Source organism: Planctobacterium marinum (assembly GCF_036322805.1).
In the GTDB taxonomy this organism is placed as follows: domain Bacteria; phylum Pseudomonadota; class Gammaproteobacteria; order Enterobacterales; family Alteromonadaceae; genus Planctobacterium; species Planctobacterium marinum_A.
On sequence record NZ_AP027272.1, the window covers coordinates 3,688,866 to 3,706,698 of the forward strand.

At 44.4% G+C, this 17,833-nt stretch carries 17 protein-coding genes; 3 read left to right on the forward strand and 14 right to left on the reverse strand.

The features are described from left to right. Positions 1–42: 42 nt before the first annotated feature. The 3 genes from wecA to AABA75_RS16300 all read right to left on the reverse strand — a co-directional run bounded on the left by wecA (position 43) and on the right by AABA75_RS16300 (position 5,587). Positions 43–1,119, reverse strand: coding sequence for a UDP-N-acetylglucosamine--undecaprenyl-phosphate N-acetylglucosaminephosphotransferase (gene wecA / locus AABA75_RS16290; protein ID WP_338293786.1), 1,077 nt, complete (start codon positions 1,117–1,119; stop codon positions 43–45). Positions 1,120–1,128: 9 nt separating this feature from the next. Then, complete coding sequence (locus AABA75_RS16295; protein ID WP_338293788.1) at positions 1,129–3,882, reverse strand: SLBB domain-containing protein; 2,754 nt, start codon at positions 3,880–3,882, stop codon at positions 1,129–1,131. 196 nt (positions 3,883–4,078) lie between these two features. Continuing rightward, a complete protein-coding gene (locus tag AABA75_RS16300) occupies positions 4,079–5,587 on the reverse strand; it encodes a peptide MFS transporter (RefSeq protein ID WP_338293790.1) in 1,509 nt (502 codons plus the stop codon). Between the two features lie 247 nt (positions 5,588–5,834). On the opposite strand from AABA75_RS16300, the gene AABA75_RS16305 reads away from it, so the two are divergent. After that, positions 5,835–6,113, forward strand: coding sequence for a DUF6170 family protein (locus AABA75_RS16305; protein WP_338293792.1), 279 nt, complete (start codon positions 5,835–5,837; stop codon positions 6,111–6,113). Positions 6,114–6,140: 27 nt separating this feature from the next. Here AABA75_RS16305 and AABA75_RS16310 read toward each other — a convergent pair whose 3' ends face one another. Genes AABA75_RS16310 through ccmA form a run of 10 tightly spaced genes read right to left on the reverse strand, consistent with a single transcriptional unit; the run spans position 6,141 to position 14,011 of the window. After that, entirely contained in the window at positions 6,141–6,890 is a 750-nt protein-coding gene (locus tag AABA75_RS16310; RefSeq protein ID WP_338293794.1) for an MlaA family lipoprotein, read from the reverse strand. Continuing rightward, positions 6,887–8,149, reverse strand: a complete 1,263-nt coding sequence (gene ccmI, locus AABA75_RS16315; protein WP_338293795.1) for a c-type cytochrome biogenesis protein CcmI — start codon at positions 8,147–8,149, stop codon at positions 6,887–6,889. The genes AABA75_RS16310 and ccmI overlap by 4 nt, the downstream gene beginning before the upstream one ends. After that, complete coding sequence (locus tag AABA75_RS16320) at positions 8,146–8,622, reverse strand: cytochrome c-type biogenesis protein (RefSeq protein ID WP_338293796.1); 477 nt, start codon at positions 8,620–8,622, stop codon at positions 8,146–8,148. The genes ccmI and AABA75_RS16320 overlap by 4 nt, the downstream gene beginning before the upstream one ends. Next, a complete protein-coding gene (locus tag AABA75_RS16325) occupies positions 8,615–9,202 on the reverse strand; it encodes a redoxin family protein (protein WP_338293798.1) in 588 nt (195 codons plus the stop codon). Before AABA75_RS16325 ends, AABA75_RS16320 begins: the two co-directional genes overlap by 8 nt. After that, positions 9,195–11,195 (reverse strand): heme lyase CcmF/NrfE family subunit, encoded by a 2,001-nt coding sequence (locus tag AABA75_RS16330; RefSeq protein ID WP_338293800.1) that lies wholly within the window; start codon positions 11,193–11,195, stop codon positions 9,195–9,197. The genes AABA75_RS16325 and AABA75_RS16330 overlap by 8 nt, the downstream gene beginning before the upstream one ends. After that, on the reverse strand, positions 11,192–11,674 hold the full coding sequence (ccmE, locus tag AABA75_RS16335; protein WP_338293801.1) for a cytochrome c maturation protein CcmE: 483 nt from the start codon (positions 11,672–11,674) through the stop codon (positions 11,192–11,194). Before ccmE ends, AABA75_RS16330 begins: the two co-directional genes overlap by 4 nt. Before the next feature lie 33 nt (positions 11,675–11,707). Next, positions 11,708–11,935, reverse strand: coding sequence for a heme exporter protein CcmD (gene ccmD, locus AABA75_RS16340; RefSeq protein ID WP_338293802.1), 228 nt, complete (start codon positions 11,933–11,935; stop codon positions 11,708–11,710). Between the two features lie 2 nt (positions 11,936–11,937). After that, entirely contained in the window at positions 11,938–12,684 is a 747-nt protein-coding gene (locus tag AABA75_RS16345) for a heme ABC transporter permease (protein ID WP_338293803.1), read from the reverse strand. Further along, positions 12,684–13,349 carry a heme exporter protein CcmB gene (gene ccmB / locus AABA75_RS16350; RefSeq protein WP_338293805.1) on the reverse strand — a complete coding sequence of 222 codons (666 nt, stop codon included), beginning with the start codon at positions 13,347–13,349 and terminating at the stop codon, positions 12,684–12,686. Before ccmB ends, AABA75_RS16345 begins: the two co-directional genes overlap by 1 nt. Further along, the gene (ccmA, locus tag AABA75_RS16355) at positions 13,349–14,011 is read right to left on the reverse strand and encodes a cytochrome c biogenesis heme-transporting ATPase CcmA (protein WP_338293807.1); all 663 of its coding nucleotides are present in this window, start codon (positions 14,009–14,011) and stop codon (positions 13,349–13,351) included. The genes ccmB and ccmA overlap by 1 nt, the downstream gene beginning before the upstream one ends. A 137-nt stretch (positions 14,012–14,148) precedes the next feature. Between ccmA and AABA75_RS16360 the strand changes: the two genes are divergently transcribed. After that, on the forward strand, positions 14,149–16,554 hold the full coding sequence (locus tag AABA75_RS16360) for a hypothetical protein (RefSeq protein WP_338293808.1): 2,406 nt from the start codon (positions 14,149–14,151) through the stop codon (positions 16,552–16,554). Between the two features lie 3 nt (positions 16,555–16,557). Continuing rightward, positions 16,558–16,872: an EscU/YscU/HrcU family type III secretion system export apparatus switch protein gene (locus AABA75_RS16365; RefSeq protein WP_338293809.1), complete on the forward strand. Its 315-nt coding sequence runs from the start codon at positions 16,558–16,560 to the stop codon at positions 16,870–16,872. Positions 16,873–17,327: 455 nt separating this feature from the next. On the opposite strand, the gene AABA75_RS16370 is transcribed toward AABA75_RS16365, so the two are convergent. Next, on the reverse strand, positions 17,328–17,804 hold the full coding sequence (locus AABA75_RS16370; RefSeq protein WP_338293810.1) for a DUF2802 domain-containing protein: 477 nt from the start codon (positions 17,802–17,804) through the stop codon (positions 17,328–17,330). Between the last annotated feature and the right edge of the window lie 29 nt (positions 17,805–17,833).

Below are 17,833 nucleotides of genomic sequence, written 5' to 3' on the forward strand. Positions count from 1 at the left end.
CATCTTAAAGTGCAATAATTAACGACAACTGAATAAATTTATTTAATTGACGGAAAGCTTATTAGACAGGAGTTTTCGGATAAACTTGCTTACTTTCCATGCGTGTTTAAGGGCATAAAAATACACAACAAAAACCAACATAAACATCGCAAACATAAAACTCTCAGGCCACTGATAGTATTCACCACACAATCCAAATGCAGCAAATAACAGGGAAGCAAATGTGATCAACATCAGCGCCGATTTTGCAGACAAACCTAACCGCATAACGATATGGTGCACATGCTCTTTATCGGGTTGGAAAGGAGAGCGCTTTTTAATGATGCGCCGAATAGTGATGGCACACATATCAAGAAACGGAATAGCGATTAACCATAGCGCTGTAACGGGCCTGAATGAAGCCTCCTGACCTTGGCTACCGATAACTAACAACCAGACAATACTTAGCCCGACAAACATACTGCCGGCATCTCCCATAAATATCTTCTTTGCTTTACCACCCACAAGTCCCAAATTAAAAAATAAAAATGGGACGATCGACGCCGACAAAATCAAAGGTAAAATAAACAGAGGTTGGCCGCCAAACATCATCAGTACTGCAATGCCAGTGAACGCTACCAAGCTCAACATCCCTGCTAATCCGTCAATACCATCGGTCATATTAAACGCATTGATTGCAGCAATGGTGGCTAAAATAGTCATTGGGTAGCCAAACCAGCCTAAATTCGTATTAAGCCCAAACAAAATATTGCCAAAATCTGACAGATGCAGTCCAGCGCCATACACCATTAACGAAGCAATAAGAACTTGGGCGATTATTCTCACGCCTACTGATAAATCCTTATAGTCGTCCAACGCCCCCAAAAGCACAATCAGACCGGACGAAATCAAATAGATGTTTACGATTTGACCTTCGGGTAACAAAATCGAGCTAGCAGTAAGCACCCCAAGATAGACTGCAATTCCACCAACAAGAGGGACTTCACCTGAATGAATTTTTCTGTGATTAGGGATATCAACAAGCCCCACCTTGAGGGCAAAGGGCTTAACCACCCTTATTGCTGTATAACAAGCAATCGAAGCCAAAAGTAAAGCTAATAAAGTTGTAATAGAAATCATGTCAGTCCCCTATAAACTGCCAACAGCGGCTATAGTGACAGCGAACTGATACATAATCTGCGAAGCGCTAGTCCACAAAGTTAAGTTATCCACATGAGTACTATCAAAGGGCACAACAATCGTATCTCCGGGTTGAACATTGAAATCACTTTCGCTGTTGCTCTGATACCAGAACCCCCCTCGTTTGGGCACAACAACTGAGCCGTTTGCTTTAATGATATAAGTCCTCTCTTCATCTGCAAACCCCTTAAAACCACCGCTCAGGCTAACGTACTCTTCGTAAGGCAAACCGGGTTTAAATAAATGGCTAGTCGGCACATACACTTCACCAATAACATTGATGGTATTGTTTACACCGGGCACGACTAACATATCTTTGTCTTCAAGTGTCAGGTCATTTTCCTGTCGCGCAATCAGCCCGGGTAGATCGATAACAAGACGTCCAAGAGGTTTTACGTCTGTCAGGTCTCTGAGTAATTTTTGTATTTCAGAATAGCTCACCAGTGATCCAGCGCTACTGTCTTTTCGAAGACCTTCAGAAGCGATCTCTTTACGCAAGTCCTGTGTGAGCTTTCTCAAATTCTCGGCTTCTTGTTGACGTAATGACCGCCTCAGGAAAACTGAAGCATTGGGATCAGCAAACTCGGTGAGACCTCCCGCTCTTTGCAATACACTGTAGAGTGTTTCTCCCCGGCTGATAGTGTAAGTTCCCGGGAATGTAACTTCACCGCGAAGTTCTACTTTGAGCTGCTCTTGCCATTCGGGGTTCCTGAACACATTGATTCTGTCTCGGCTTTCAAGCGTGATAACTTTTTCGCCTGCAACCACACTTCGAGGGCTAAACTGAATATTTTTCACACTTAAATCGCCACCGACGGATTGTGAGTAACGGGTTATTTCAGAAAGCTGTGAAAAGGCTGACTCCGACAGCCCTCCTGCGGCTAAGAACACGTCTCTCAGACTACCGTTGTCAGGAAGTGGGTACAGCCCGGGATATTGAACCGAACCTGAAATTTCGACCACTCGCAATGGACGCTCAAAAGATGCATGAACACGCAATTTTTCTATAATTGGCGCCAGCAATCGAGTTCTGGAGAACGCCGTAGCATCACGCAGTTTTCCGAGGTTTTCTACTTCAAGCTGAGTCAGCTTTATCAACGGTCCGCTCTGACCCGAATTTCCATTTGGTGTTATTCTATTATCGCTATCAATGGCTTCAGATGAACTGTAATCAAAACCAATTTGTTGCCAAAACAAACGCTCTTCTATCCGCTCTTTCCATGCCTGTTTTTCTTTTTCCTGCAGACCTGATTTTGTCAGTGCAAGTGATTGTATGTCTTCTCCGCCAAGCCCTGTGGATTCAACTTGTGAGAAGAATACAATAATATCCTCTTTGTCCAGCTCAAAGTCATGCTCAGTATCACCCGCCAACAATCTTACAGGTCTAAATTGCTTGATCTGAAGATTCTCACCAGTCTGATAATCTTTCAGGACAAGTGCATAATCTAAATCTACTTCCGCTAACAAATCTTTTTTGCGATTACTAATTAAATTGCTCAGTTTTATCCCTTGGTACCATTGCACTGGCCCTGGTCTTGCCACGGCTCCCACTAGCGTAACGGCACTATCCAGACTGTCAGAAACACCGGATACATCAATAACGTCTCCACTTTCAACGGGTTTGTTCATATCCTCGGATTGGATAGTCAGCTGTGTTACTGCTCCACTGGAGAAACGCTGAACATTAAGTGCGCCTCGATAAGCATCAGATGCGAAGCCCCCAGCGAGCTGTATCACATCAGCAAAGGAAGTATTGTTTTTTAGCTCATAAATCGCAGGACGCCGGACATGCCCTTTTATCGTTACAGATGATTCTACTGTAGGAATAAAAACCACATCTCCTGGCTGCAATAAAGCGTCATCTTCAGTATTACCGCTAGTCAATAAATCGTAGATATCCAATGTTGAAATTGTTTTTCCCGCGCGTTTCAACTGAATATTCCGCAACGATGCAATGTCGGAGACGCCACCACTTAAAAACAACGCCTGAGTAATCGTAGTCAAAGAACTGACTGTATATGCTCCTGGAGTATAGGCTTCACCCAGGACGAAAATCCTCATACTACGCAGCTGTCCCATGCTCACATGTGATTCTACACCAATTAAAAACTTGGAAATTTCAGAGGAAATGAACTTTTTTGCTTCGCTAAAAGTTAGCCCCGCTATTTTTAGCGGTTTCATGGAAGGGATAACGACTAACCCTTCGCGATCCACTTGTAATGTGTAGTTTTGATTTTCCTTGCCATAGATTTGTATATCAAGGGTATCTCCTACTCCTAATATATAATTGGCCGGTACAGGTGAATCAGTGGCGGGCGCAAATGTTGAGGGACTACCCGAAAACAGGTCATAGCCGTAGGGTTTTAATTCTTGATTTTCTATTTGCAGAAATTTGGCTATTGGATCTTCATAGCTAACAGGATTTCCTAACTGATCAAACTCTGTTCCCCTTGGAAAAACAGTGGAATCTGAGCTATCTATAGCAGGTTGATTAGCGTTGCCCGAATTGCCAATATACTGCCGAATGACATTATAGTCCATGCCCAGCTGCTTCGCTAAAACTCTCTGTTGTTGTGGCGGTAAACGTTTAAACTGCTCTAATTGTTGAGCCGTAGGGGCCTGAGAGAGCTGAGCATTGACAGCAAATGTAGTTGCCCAAACGAGCAACATGAGAAATATCGATAATACTCTTTTTTCCAGCATGTGAGTCCGAATCCAGTCCTGTTCTTAATTATCGGTGTGTACCACTTATTAACCGCGCAATTTGACGTAATTATGACATCGCCTAAAGCAACGCGCATTCTACCTCAATTTCTGTTGAAAAATCTCTACAATTTGTTTTCAAAGCAACAAAAAAGGCTTCCTGTGGAAGCCTTTCACAATAACCACCTAAATTGGGTTATTTTTCTGCCAGCTTTTCCCACTTATTAGTCTTAAACGTCAGAAGGAAGATGACTATTCCAATTGCAATGCTAAAAAGGCTAATTTGTAGATACAGATTAGGCATTTCAGCGACTTTTTCAGGGTCAAAATTACCGGCTAACAAACCCGCCACAACACTACCTATGGAATAAGTTAAAACAAAAACCCCCATCATTTGGCCAGCGAAACGCTTAGGCGATAGTTTGCTCACCGCGCTCAAGGCAACCGGGCTGAGGCATAGCTCGCCGACAGTATGGAGGAAGTAAGTAGCCACCAACCAGTAAGGAGCAACTTTTAAACCAGATGCGGCCAATTGTGCCGCAAAGAACATCACGATAAAGCCAGTCGCCATAATAATTAAACCCAAGGCGCATTTAACACCATATGAGGGCGTAATCATTCTTTTCGCCAGATTTATCCACAGCGCAGCCACAAAAGGAGACAGGGTAATGATGAAAAGCGAGTTCAACGACTGCATCCAGCCAGTGGGGATCTCAAATGTTCCCACCATTCTGTCTGTATAATCACGAGCGAAAAGATTTAGTGAAGAACCCGCCTGCTCAAATCCAGCCCAGAAGCAGATAGACGCGATACACACTAAAAACAAAGCACCAAGGCTGCGTTTTTCGTTGCCATTAAGATTGCCGGTAAAAAAGATAAAGCCAAAATAAGAGAGAAATACAATGGTAATGATGGTCACAACATTTTGCGCCAAAGCGACAGGATCAATTGTCAAAGCGCCAGTCATCAGTGCCACCATGGTCGCAACCAACAAACCAAGAAAAGCCACGATACTGGTATAGGCCATTTTACGCCCTTTAGCAGAAAGTGGCTCAAGCGGAACCGCACCAGCGCCATCCAAAATAGTAGAGGTTTTGATAAATTGGAAAATACCTAATCCCATGCCGACCGCGGCTGCACCAAAGGCGTAGTGGTAGCCATACTCAACTTGCAACCAACCGCACACCATATAACCGATAACGGAGCCGATATTGATCCCCATGTAATAAAGCGTATAGCCAGCATCTCGTCTGCGATCTTTAGCACTGTATAACATACCTACCAGGGCACCAATATTTGGCTTAAGTAATCCTGTTCCTAAGACCACTAATACCAATCCCATGAAAAAGGTATGGTCACTTGGAATAGCAAGCACTATATGCCCTGCCATGATAATCCAGGCACCCAACAATACCGCTTTTTGCCCTCCTAACAATCGGTCTGCTAACCAACCACCGGGTAAGCCCATAAAATATACAGCACCGGTGTAAAGACCGTAAATCGCTGTAGCTGCTGCCACCGTAATTCCTAAGCCACCTTCTTGCAGCGCTGCGGTCATGTAGAGCACCAACAACATCCGCATGCCGTAATAACTCATGCGTTCCCACATTTCAGTTAAAAACAATGTCTTAAGACCTGCGGGATGGCCAAAGAACTCTTTCGGCTTTTGTTGGGGAGATGAAGCGTCGAGGATAGGTTCACTCATTCTTAATTTCTGCCTGTTAGGATTTATTAGTTATTGTTGTAGATTTATTTATTGAACCGCAAAGTAATACATCTATGTGCGCGGCTGCAACCCGGCTTTATACAAGATGCCAAGCCTTAACTCAAGGCTGTATTACTAAATGTTATATAAATGTAAACCCACCGAATTAAAGTCCGAGACGAATTGAAACAGGTATTTCAACACTTTTTTTGATATCCTGCAGCGGTCTTTTTAGCTGGTATATACAATGAAGTTTTATTTCACTCACCGCTCTATCCCCGAGCTCGCCAATTTATCTTTGGAAGAGCGATTACGTGCTTTACAAGAGGCAAATCAAAAACTGACACCACCTGAGCGTTTGTTACTGAATCTACTTAAATTATTGGTATTAGTACCTGTTTTTGCGCTGTTATTGCGTAGTGGCGAGGATTGGACGGTGTTAGGTTGGGCAGCCTTGGTTGTTCTTATTTACCCCTTAATTGTTCGTCCCATCCAATTTAATATGAGCCGCAAGTACCTTAAGTAAACGTTGCGGCTCATAACTATTAAATAATTAGAATTCTTCCAGCAAGGCGTCGAGCTCGGCATCTTCTTCCGTCATTTCTGGCTCTTCAACTTTGCCATCAGTCACCTTGTGAGCCAAATCCTGAAAATAAACATCTTTAACAAAGGTATAGCTATCCAAAGAATCGTAAATCAACTGCTCTTGCGCCATCAATGAAGCTCTTCCCTCCAACGCTTTTATGGCTCTGGAGAACACAGCAAAATAGATATTCAGATCGGCAACAGGCCAATAGGATGAATCTACTACATCACCAGTAAAAGAGCGCACATCACTTGGACCCAAGCCCGGTAACATTAAATAAGCCCCAGTTCCGGCTCCAGCCTTACCTAGAGTTTGGCCAAAGTCTTCTCGTTTGCGCTCCAGTCCCATATCACTGGCAAAATCAAACACGCCAAAGATGCCAAAGGTAGAATTGATGGCAAAACGTCCCAAGCTGACAAAAGAGTCATTCACTTTACCCTGCAACAAATTGTTCAACAGGTTAGCTGGCTCATCCAGATTTCTGGCAGCATTATGCAAGCCATCTCTGACAACTTCAGGGGTGTAATCCACGTAAGCAACGGTTACAGGTCTCAGTACGTGTTGATCCAGCACTTCCCAGTTGAATTCCCAGACACTGCGGTTTACTGATTCCAGTGGATCATTGTGTTCTTGCACCTGCTCGTCAACTTGGCGATTTGAAGCACAAGCAGATAGAAGCAGGCTAAAAAACAACCCAGTGATTAATTTGATATTCACATCAATTCCTCATCAATTTTTAAGCTATAGTTTTTGCTTTGTCCATGCTGGATAGGCACAAGCATTTCTCCCTGGAATTCACCAGATGCGGACGCAACATTCTCATCTTTAGACAAGCGTGCAATTAAACGTCCATTGACGATTTTGGACAAGTTGAAATCTTGCAGCATAGCATTTTGATTACTCAGTACCACCGAAATAGCTTCTTTCTGAGTTTTATGAGTGAGGGGGATTTTTTTAACTGCTACTGGCATTCTGTTTTCACTATCAGCGTCCTGCACAAAAACAAACAAAAAGCCCATAGCATCTAAATTCACTTGCAATTCAGGCGCAATCGACACTGAAACCCTCAATTCAGTTCCATCATCAGCGCTACTCTCCGTGATACTGCCACCAGTTTGCAAAGCAGCCAGTTGCTGTTGAATTGTATTATACATCGGATCATCTGGGGCAACGCTCGATTGCAGTCTTTGCCAGATTGCAATAGCCTTTTCTGGTGCATTATTGCGGGTATAGGCAACAGCGAGAAGACCTGCGACGTTATTGTCCTGCGGGGTAATTTGCTCAAGCTGCTCCAGTACTCGTTGCGCTCTGACAATATTATCCGAGTCACTTGTCAACAAGAGAGCTTGAGCATAACTGAACAGAGTTCCTGGCCGCTCTGGCTCTATTTCTAGTGACTTGTCAAAAGCAGCTATGGCTCCCTGCATATCAGTCAATGTGGTTAGCACTCGACCTAATAATAGCCAGCCAACGGCGTCTTCTTTTTGAGTGTGTAACTTGGTTCGCAAAGCCAATGCAAACTCAGCTAACTCCTCCCGAGATACTTGGTTATTGGCTTGCACTACTATCTTTTGACCCAATTCTGGCAATGCGTTCTGCACTCGTTGCCACTGCTTTAACTCTTCCACTTGATTGATATCTGCATACACCCAGACAGCAGCAACAATAGGTAAAATGGCCGTTGCAAATAACAACCACTTTGAAGTTTTTTGATTGGCAGCTCGCGGATCCTCGTCATCGCTTTCTAACTCGTCGGCCAGGCTGAGTTTTGTCTCTACAACGGCCTCTTCAAAATCTGATATCGACAGCAGGGCCTCTCGCTTTTCAACTTCAAGCTCAGATAATCTTTGCTTTACTACTTCGGGATTGCTTATACCAGTATCATTTTGCGTTCTTTTAGCGAACCAGAACGGCATGAAAACAAATCCCAAAAAAACAACGATCAGTGCTACCGCAAACACAATAAATACAGTCATGAAATATCCTTAAGCGCAGTTTCTGCCTGCTTGAGCTTGTTCAACCTTTGTGAATCCTCCTCCTGTTCTTTACTTTCAGGAGTCATATTCACTGCTGAACGGCGACTCATTACGAAGTAAGCAAAACAAAGCACTACGAATAACACCGGACCAAAATACAACCAGAACGTCAGAGGAGTCATCGGAGGTTGATAATGCACGAATTCCCCATAACGAGCCTTCATAAAAGCCACAACTTCCTCTGGTGAGTTACCTTCTAATAACAGCTGATGTACTTTGCGCTTCATATCATTAGCGATGAGTGCGTTGGAATCGGCAATATTTTGGTTTTGACATTTCGGGCATCTCAGCTCTTTGCTGAGCAACATAAAATCAGCACGTTGCTGCTCGGTTTCAAATTCATACTTTTCTTCTGCGCTTGCCAGGCAAGAAAAAACCATAAAACACAAAATAAAAAAGCGAGTTCTAATCATTGCTGTCCACCTGTAAAGCTCGCTGGTACAAAGATTTAAATTTCGCTTCCCAGACGCGCTCATTTAAATCACCGACATGATGCAATAGCACTGTCCCATGGCGGTCTACTAAGAAAGTCTCTGGCGCGCCCGTCACCCCCAAATCCATGGAATAATCACGCGTTTCATCAAAAATATTAAAGACATAAGGGTTGCCAAGACGAGCCAACATCGACGTTATTTCGCTTCTGATTTGAGGCAATGCTTTAGCGCCGAAGTCAGGATCGAGATCTTGTTCAATGTAGAGGCCGACAACTCTAACCCCTTCTTCTTTGAGCGAAGTTAAATAAGGTAGCTCCACAGCACAGGTGACACACCAGGTCCCCCAGACATTCAGGAGCGTTACTTCGCCTTTAAAGTCCTGCACAGAGTAAAACTTATTTTCATCCATAACATCCGGTAAGTTGAATGCCGGCAGGCTTTTATCAACCCGGCTGGAAACCTCGTATCGAGGTTCTGAAAACAACCCCTTTAGTAGAAACACTGTTAGTGATAAAAACAGCAACAACGGCAAAAACAGCAACAGGTACTTTTTAGCCATGTTGGCCCTCCTGCACAGTTTTCATTGAGACAGCTTTATTTTTGCCGGGTCTTTTAGCTTGTTTAACTTTTGCTAATCGATACCGCTTGTCCATAATCGACAGCAATGCCCCAAATGCCATTATCCCGGCACCCAACCAAATCCAGACAACAAAGGGTTTAACATAAACTCGCAATCCCCAGGCGCCATCAGGGAACTCTTCTCCTAGCGCCACAAATAAGTCACGCAGTAAACTGGTATCGATCCCCGCTTCAGTCATCACTGTGCGCTGCACTGGGTAGAATCGTTTTTCAGCAATCAATTGGCTGACAAAATCTCCCTCATCATAGATAGAGACCACACCACCATCGGCTGTATAATTAGGCCCCTCGATATGGGTTACCTCATCAAAGCGGAACTCATAACCACGTAACGTTATACTCTGTCCGGGCATTAGTCTTACTTCGCGCTCCTCACTAAAGTTGCTGGTAACGGTAATCCCCATTAAACACACAGCAAAACCCACATGGCCTAATACCATACCCCAGTGACTACGACTTAACATTTTTAGCGAATTGACATTCAGCTGATTCCCGGTGCGCAATAAAACTTCTTGCACTGTGGTGATCAAAATTACGAAAGACAAAAACACGCCCAAAATTGCCAACATTGGAAACGCTTTGAACCCCGTTAACAATAATGCGGTCATCAGGGCTCCAAGTCCCACCGCCCAGATCATTTGCATACTTAAATCAGCTAAAGGTTGACGTTTCCAGCGACTCATAGGACCAAGCGCCAGCAGTACCACGAAAGGCACTATCAACCAGGTAAACATTTGATTGAAAAAGGGTTCGCCCACTGAGATGGAGCCCATGCCTAACTCTTTGTGTATTAAAGGTAACAAGGTGCCTAGCAGAACGACAATAGTGGCTGCGGTTAAAAACACATTGTTGCCGATCAGCATCATTTCACGGGATACTAATTCGTATCTGGCGTTGCTTTTCAGTTTGGAGCTGCGCACCGCGTATAAGGTTAAAGACGCACCAATAACCAACACTAACAACCCTAAAATAAACAAGCCTCGTTCAGGATCACTGGCAAAAGCATGGACAGAAACAATAATTCCCGAGCGCACCAGGAACGTCCCTAGCCAACTTAATGTGAATGCGGAAATAGCCAGTAGTACGGTCCACGACTTAAAGACTTTGCGCTTTTCCGTAACCGCAAGAGAATGGATCAGGGCAGTGCCTGCAAGCCAAGGCATAAACGATGCATTTTCCACCGGGTCCCAAAACCACCAGCCGCCCCAACCTAGCTCGTAATAGGCCCACCAGCTCCCTAATGCGATACCTAAAGTCAAAAACGCCCATGCTGATAATGCCCAGGGTCTGGCCCAGCGGGCCCAGGTAGAATCTAACTTTCCAGCTAGCAAAGCGGCTATAGCAAAAGCAAACGCCACAGAAAATCCCACATATCCCATGTAAAGCATTGGCGGATGAATAATCATGCCAAAGTCTTGTAGTAACGGGTTTAAATCCCGACCGTCTATGGGAAAATAAGGCAATAACGACTCAAACGGATTTGATGACAGGATCATGAACAGGTAAAAACCGGTGGATACAATACCCAGTACCCCCAGCACTCTGGCCACCATAATCAAGGGCACACCGCGACTAAAAATCGCCACGGCACACGTCCAACCTGACAGCATTAATGACCAAAGCAATAACGAACCCTCATGCCCTCCCCATACTGCAGTGTACTTGTAATAGATGGGTAGCATGCTGTTGGAGTGATTCGCGACATACTTAACGGTGAAGTCATCTGTAACAAACGCGTGAGTGAGCGCCGCGTAGGCAAACAGGGTAAACAAAAACATGGCGAATGCCAGCGGTTTAGCCATCAACAGTAATTTTTGCTCTGCTCGCACACTCCCCCAAAGAGGATAAATTGCCAGAAGCATCGACGCCAATAGCGCCAGTGCTAATGCTACCTGACCTAATTCAACAATCATTCGCTATCATCTCCAGCCGAATAGATCTGTTTCGGCTTTTCGTGCCTGATCCCTTTCATAGCTTCAGCAAGCTCCGGAGGCATGTACTCTTCGTCGTGTTTGGCCAGCACTTCGTCAGCCATTATGGTGTTTGCATCAATCAATTTTCCAGTTGCCACAATGCCCTGTCCCTCCCGGAACAAATCAGGTAACAAGCCTTTGTACACAACACTCACAACAGGACCTGTATCCACTAAGTCGAACCTGACGGCTAACTCTTTCTGATCGTGCTCAACAGAGCCTTCCACAACCATTCCACCGATGCGCAGACGTTGTCCGGTAACGGGTTTAGTGCCGTTTTTACCATTTATGATCTCGCTTGGGGTATAGAACAAGTCAATGTTTTGATTAAGCGAATACAGCATTAAACTCACTGCGAATCCGATAAGTAAAACCGCGCCACTGACGGCCAATAAACGACCTCTTCGTCTGGGGTTCATGATGTCCTGTTTGCTCCCACTACTTAATGGTTATTAATCAGTTGCCAAATCTGACGTTTTGGCTTGTTTATTTTTGCGAGCTGCTTTTACCCGAGCAACTCGTTTCAATTCTTTGTCTGCCACTTGAAACAAGTGCTTTTCTTGCCACCGACTTGCCCACAGCAGGCCAAACAGTGCCAGAAAAGAGACGCCAAAAGCGAGCCATACATAAAAGCCATAGCCGCCCATTGCAAAAAACTCGGCAAAACTTGAAAATTGCACGTTTAAGCCTCCCCTGCCTTTTTGACCATCTTGATAACCCAAGGACGTCGGATTTCACGCAAGAAGATTTCATTTTTCAAGCGAATACACACAATGCCGGCACAAAATACAGCAAGTGCCAAAATGTTTAACAATAACGGCCAGAGCATTTCAGTGGCCATTGAAGGCTTGGCGAACTTGGTAATCGTTGCCCCTTGATGAAGGGTGTTCCACCACTCTACTGAAAAATGAATGATTGGCAAATTTATCACCCCAACCAATGACATTACCGCCGCAGCTTTGCCACCTTGTAACTTATCCTGAAAACTCGCGTATAGGGCAATTACACCAAAATACAGGAACAGCAAAATAAGCTCGGAGGTCAACCTGGCGTCCCAAACCCACCATGTACCCCACATGGGTTTACCCCACGTCGCGCCTGTCCATAGAGCGATAAAGGTTAAACAGGCTCCAACAGGCGCTATACTCATAATCGCCATGTAACAAGTTCGAATTTGCCATACCAGACCAATGAAAGCGCAAATCGCCATGCCGGAATAAAAGCCCATAGACAAGATTGCCGAAGGCACATGCAAATAGATGATCCTGAAAGCATCACCTTGTTGATAGTCTGCAGGTGCGAACACTAATCCCCAGACCGTTCCCACCAAAAGTCCCGCCAACCCAAGGCCAAGTAACCAAGGAACTAATTTAGCGGCGAGACGGTATGTTTCTTCCGTTTTTGCGTAAGGATGTAACCATTTCCACATTAATGATGACTCACTCTAATGGCGTAACTGATCGCATAAGGGCACACGGCCACAGCGAATATTAACATCGCGCCGATGATGCCCAATTGCCCATACCAGGTCAATTGCAATGCGGCATTGTTAATAGCCGCGGTGGCAAAAATCAGCAATGGAATAAAAACCGGGAGTAGCAGCACAGCCAATAGCACTCCTCCCTTATTAACTGAGAGGGTCAACGCCACGGCGATAGCCCCTACCAGACTCAATAACGGGGTTCCAAGCAGCAAAGTTGCCAGTAAAGCCCAATACATGTTCAAAGTTAAATTCAGAAACAGAGCCAAAAGCGGTGAAATAACAATGAGCGGCACAATAACAAACAGCCAATGGCACAATACCTTTACCGTAATCATTAGCGTCAAACTGGCAGGTGAAAGCAGATATTGTTCGAGGCTACCGTCTTGGAAATCGTCTCGAAAGAGGTGTTCAAGCCCCAGTAAAGCGCTTAGCAACGCAGCCACCCAAATCACTCCCGGGCCAATTAGTTGCAAGGTATCCGGTCCCGGACCTACTCCTAGCGGAAACAAGCTAACGACGATAACGCTAAACAGCAGCGGCATCATCATTTCAGCACTGCCTCTGGCGATAAGGGTGAACTCTTTTTTAAAAATTGCTTTTATCGCCAACACTAAATATTGTACTCCAACCTAAGCTCTCTTGTGTGGAATACCTCTGGCAACTGCCAGTGAGACGTCAGAATAAGTAATCCACCACCGTCCACATGTTGTTGTAACTTGTTCTCCAATAATGCCCTGGAATCTACGTCCAAGGCGTTGAAAGGTTCATCCAGGATTAACAATTTCGCTTGCTTTAACCAAATTCGACATAAACTCACACGCCGCTGCTGCCCGGCAGACAGATTGACTACCGGCACATCCTCTAACCCGGTGAGTCCCAAATGGGCCAGCAAAACATAAAAATCGGTATCTGCTTCAATCTGATGTAAACCACACCAGAACTTTAAATTTTCTCTCGCAGTCAAATGCCCATTAAGTGCGAGTTTGTGCCCCAAATACAACACAGCAGTGTTATACAACTCTGGCTGCTCTGAAATATCAACCTGGTTCCAAACAACAGAGCCGCGCTGCGGCTGAGACAGGCCAGCTAAAATACGCAATAAACTGGTTTTACCGGCTCCGTTATCTCCAACAACATGCAGTGCCTCTCCAGCACTTACTTGCAATGACAAACCTTCAAAAAGCTCCCGATCCTGCTTTATGCAACACAGTTGGGAAGCTGACAAACAATCCACGCTATACGGCTCCTGATAATTCGCGTCAGAATATACCACATAAACCCAGTCTGTTTTTACGCTACATCAATAATTTGTATGGGCCAGTAGCTACTTTTTTAAATACGCTTTGCTATTTTCAATTATTTACCAACTTGTATTTTACCTGCGGCCCAATATGCCGATACACTAAGACTATGAGTAATGTTCCACCATCAGGCAATATCGCTTCAAGTCAGTTAACTGCATCCAGTAATATTGCGAATGCCACCAGCAATAACGCATTCAAAACCATTACTAATGTAGGAACAACAGCAACGGTAATAGCCAGCACTAACGCTCAACTCACCTTGAATTTACCTTCGGGCAAGTTCAGTGTACCGGCGGCAAAGATACCTGCTTCACTGGAAACAGGTAAAGCAGTTTCGTTTACGATAAATCCTGAATCATCGGCAAACTTGCTCGACATTAATGCCAAATACACGCAACAACGACTGGCATTAACACCGCAACAATCTGATCAAGTTATTCAAACCATACTGAGGAATCCCGGCAGTCTGGCGCCAATGCCCGCACTAAAGGGCACAGTATTATCCACCCAAGCTAATGGCATACAAGTCAACGTGAACGGTCAAATACTGCACCTTGCCGTTAAAAACCCCCGTGAATATCAACCTGGACAAGTATTAAAACTCGAGTTGAACAGTGGTACTTTAGGCTGGGAATCTAAAATTACAGTCCCAAATAAGCAAGAAACGGTGAGATTGCCCGCGCCAGAAACACAAAAGCTTTTACAAAAACTCCCAACCAACAACAAGATAGAGCTGACGGATAGTGGGCAACAAAAAGTCCGCTCATTACTCAATCAAATAACTGACAGCCAGATACCGATAAAGTTTGAACGAGTACAATTTAAAGGGAACCACGACAGGCTTGTGGCACACCTGGATTTTGGTAGTAAGCCAATTGTGTCCATTCCTCTATCCAACAAACAAAGTGCTGAATTACAGGCCTTACAACAAAAACCTGAGTTATCAGATCAGTTTAAAAACAGTAACACTGGCAAACAACTAAGTGATACGTCGGTGCAAAAGCGCAACGCCCCCGCTACTGATGTTCAACAGTCCAATAATGTCACCTATAAAATTCCGTTGAATAAAACACCTGATGTTTCTCCCGATATTGATAAAACAATCATTGATAGTCAAAAGCAATTTAGTGAGTTGAAGATTAAGGCCCCCATCGCAGAAATTAAGATTAGCGAGCAAAAAGCCTTGCTTCAGGCAACGAACAGAATTGCCAACCAGCTACCGGATCAAGTATCAAACTCTGATGACAAGCAAATACAGAGACAGATAAAAAATCCCGATACTCACGAGGTAAAAAGCCAAATAGCAAACCGTGATGCCAACCAAGCACAGGGACAGGCAAAAAGTCGAGATACCAATGAGATTCAAGGTCAAACGACAAACCATGGCACTAATCAGTCACCACTGGAGATCAAAACCAAGTTAAGTAATTCAGCCCAGCAAATTCTTCAAACCCTGAAAGCACTTGGCGCTGGCGGTAGCAATGAATTACAGAAAACCATTTTCAACAACATTGAAAAGCTGCTCAACACGGACAACAGTAAAACTAATAGTCCACTGACTTCTGTTCAGGGCCCAACAAAAGTCAATGAGGTCTTCCAAGCAATGAGGACTTTAGTGGAGCATACTAATAAATCAGGTGAGGCAGACCTCAAGAACTTAATCAGCGCCATCGGGGAAATCAATAAAAGCCCAAATATAGCTGAAGGTCTGAAATCTCATATCAATAACATGGTTGCTGTGCCAAACGTTGATAAAAATGTCTCATCGCTGCCAGAGCCGACTAGTATAAAGCACTTACTCCAAACTCCAGCCTTACCTGTTACCCCTTTGAGTCTGGTTTCAGCACCTAGCGGAGGTATGGTTGCAGGACTGATCAACCTGTTACAGGTTTCCCTCGCAGCTCGACTGAACAGAACGAATAGCGATCTCAATGAGAAAATTTCCTCAACCTTGAGTCAGTTAATATCGGCGCCTGTAAAAAGTCCTGCGCAGCAAAAATCCGGAAGTGCAGGCCTGAAAGATCTGTCTCAGCTTGAACAAAAGCACAATCTTGTAAAACTTTTAGGCGACCTGATCAACCAGCACTCAAAGCAAAAACTGCAAAATGCTGAACGTACCTTACAAGGTCAAGAAAACTTTTACTACGTACTACCTTTCAGACAAAGTGAGCATCACTCCCCACCCGAGCTATTAATAAGCCGTGAAAAGCCTGATGAACAAGAAGCTACTAGCGATAAAGGTGAAGCGCGGGCATGGCTGCTAACGATGAAACTATCGATAGGCGATTTGGGGGAATTGTTGACCAAAACCAAAGTCAACGATGAAGCGCTCCACGTCGATTGTTATACCTCAAATGAGGAATTAAAAAACAAAGTACTAGAGCACCTTCCTTTGCTTAAAAAGCGATTTGACAGCCTCGGACTTAATCTTGAAATTGGCCGCTGCGAGCGTGGCAATATTCCGGAGCACCTGTCCAATAACCCATATCAAATTTTACAGACCAGTGCTTAGGTTATGAAAGATAAAACTCAGCCTTCAAATAAACGTGCTGTTGGATTAAAGTACGATGGCAACAACGCACCAGAAGTCGTGGCTAAGGGCTTTGGCGCGCTTGCAGAAGAAATTATTAATCTAGCAAAAGACAGTGGGGTATTGGTGCACGAGGACCCGTATCTTAGTGAACTGCTAGCTCGCATGGATTTAGGCCAGGAAATACCAGAGAACCTTTATCATGTTATCGCTGAACTGATTGCTTTTTCGTATGTTCTACAAGGAAAAGTGCCTGATAACTGGCGTCCAAAACCCGGACAGTTGAAAACAAAGGTTTAGTTTCATCCAACGGGCTCCCCCCCAATTTTTTGAAATTTTGGCTGTCGCCTGTTCCTTGAAATTATGCTCATAAATTCATACAGTTAACGTGTTTTACCAATAAGTTAAGGCACTCAAGATAAGTGTGCTAGCGAAGTCTAACATTAAAGTGAATACCCCCCATCCCCCTCATGAAGCGCCATTGAAAAGCGTTAGCCAAGTTGGGGAGATTTTCAATAGTTTAAACGTTAGCCGGAGAGTCTTTTTCTTTCGCATACGGTTTCTTTTTGGCAAATAGACAAATTCATCGGGAATGAATATGGGCAGCTTTAGCAGTATTCAGGGAAATACAACAATGTATTTCACAAATGGAATGATGGGCCAAAAGGTTTGGGGTCAGAAAGGCTATGGGTGGCTTCTGTCAGGCCACATTGAAGTTAAAAAGATATGGGGATTCTTTAGGCTTTATCGCTGCACTAGCTTTTGGCGTGTAAGCTCATTACCAATTCGGCTTCCGCCCTGGGTAGATCACATTCCTGCATTATCTCTTCAACTGAGGCTCCAGAGGCGACCAGCTTACTAGCCTTAGTATATAAACGAGAGGTAGGGTCCTGACTTTCTAATCCTTGCACTTTAATCTCGATTTGCTGCAGTTGCTGCTTTAGAGCGTTCACCTCTGACTGGGTGACCATATCCTCAGGTGGTGGTTTAGCATCCAGCAAAGTCAGTTTCTGAGACATTCCTTGAGTAACCATTTTAAGTTCGTTGAGTAATTCGTTATGTTGTTTGAACCCGCTTTTTAATGACTCTATAGCCGTATTAGATTGCTCAATTACGGCAAGCTTCAACATGACTTCCCGTAACCGCAATACCAATATTAACAGCACAACCATACTAACAAGCAAAGCAACAGAGCCCAAGTTCAAGGCTTTATCGTCCATCAATAAATCCATAGTGGCTCCTCTAATGAATCACATAGCGC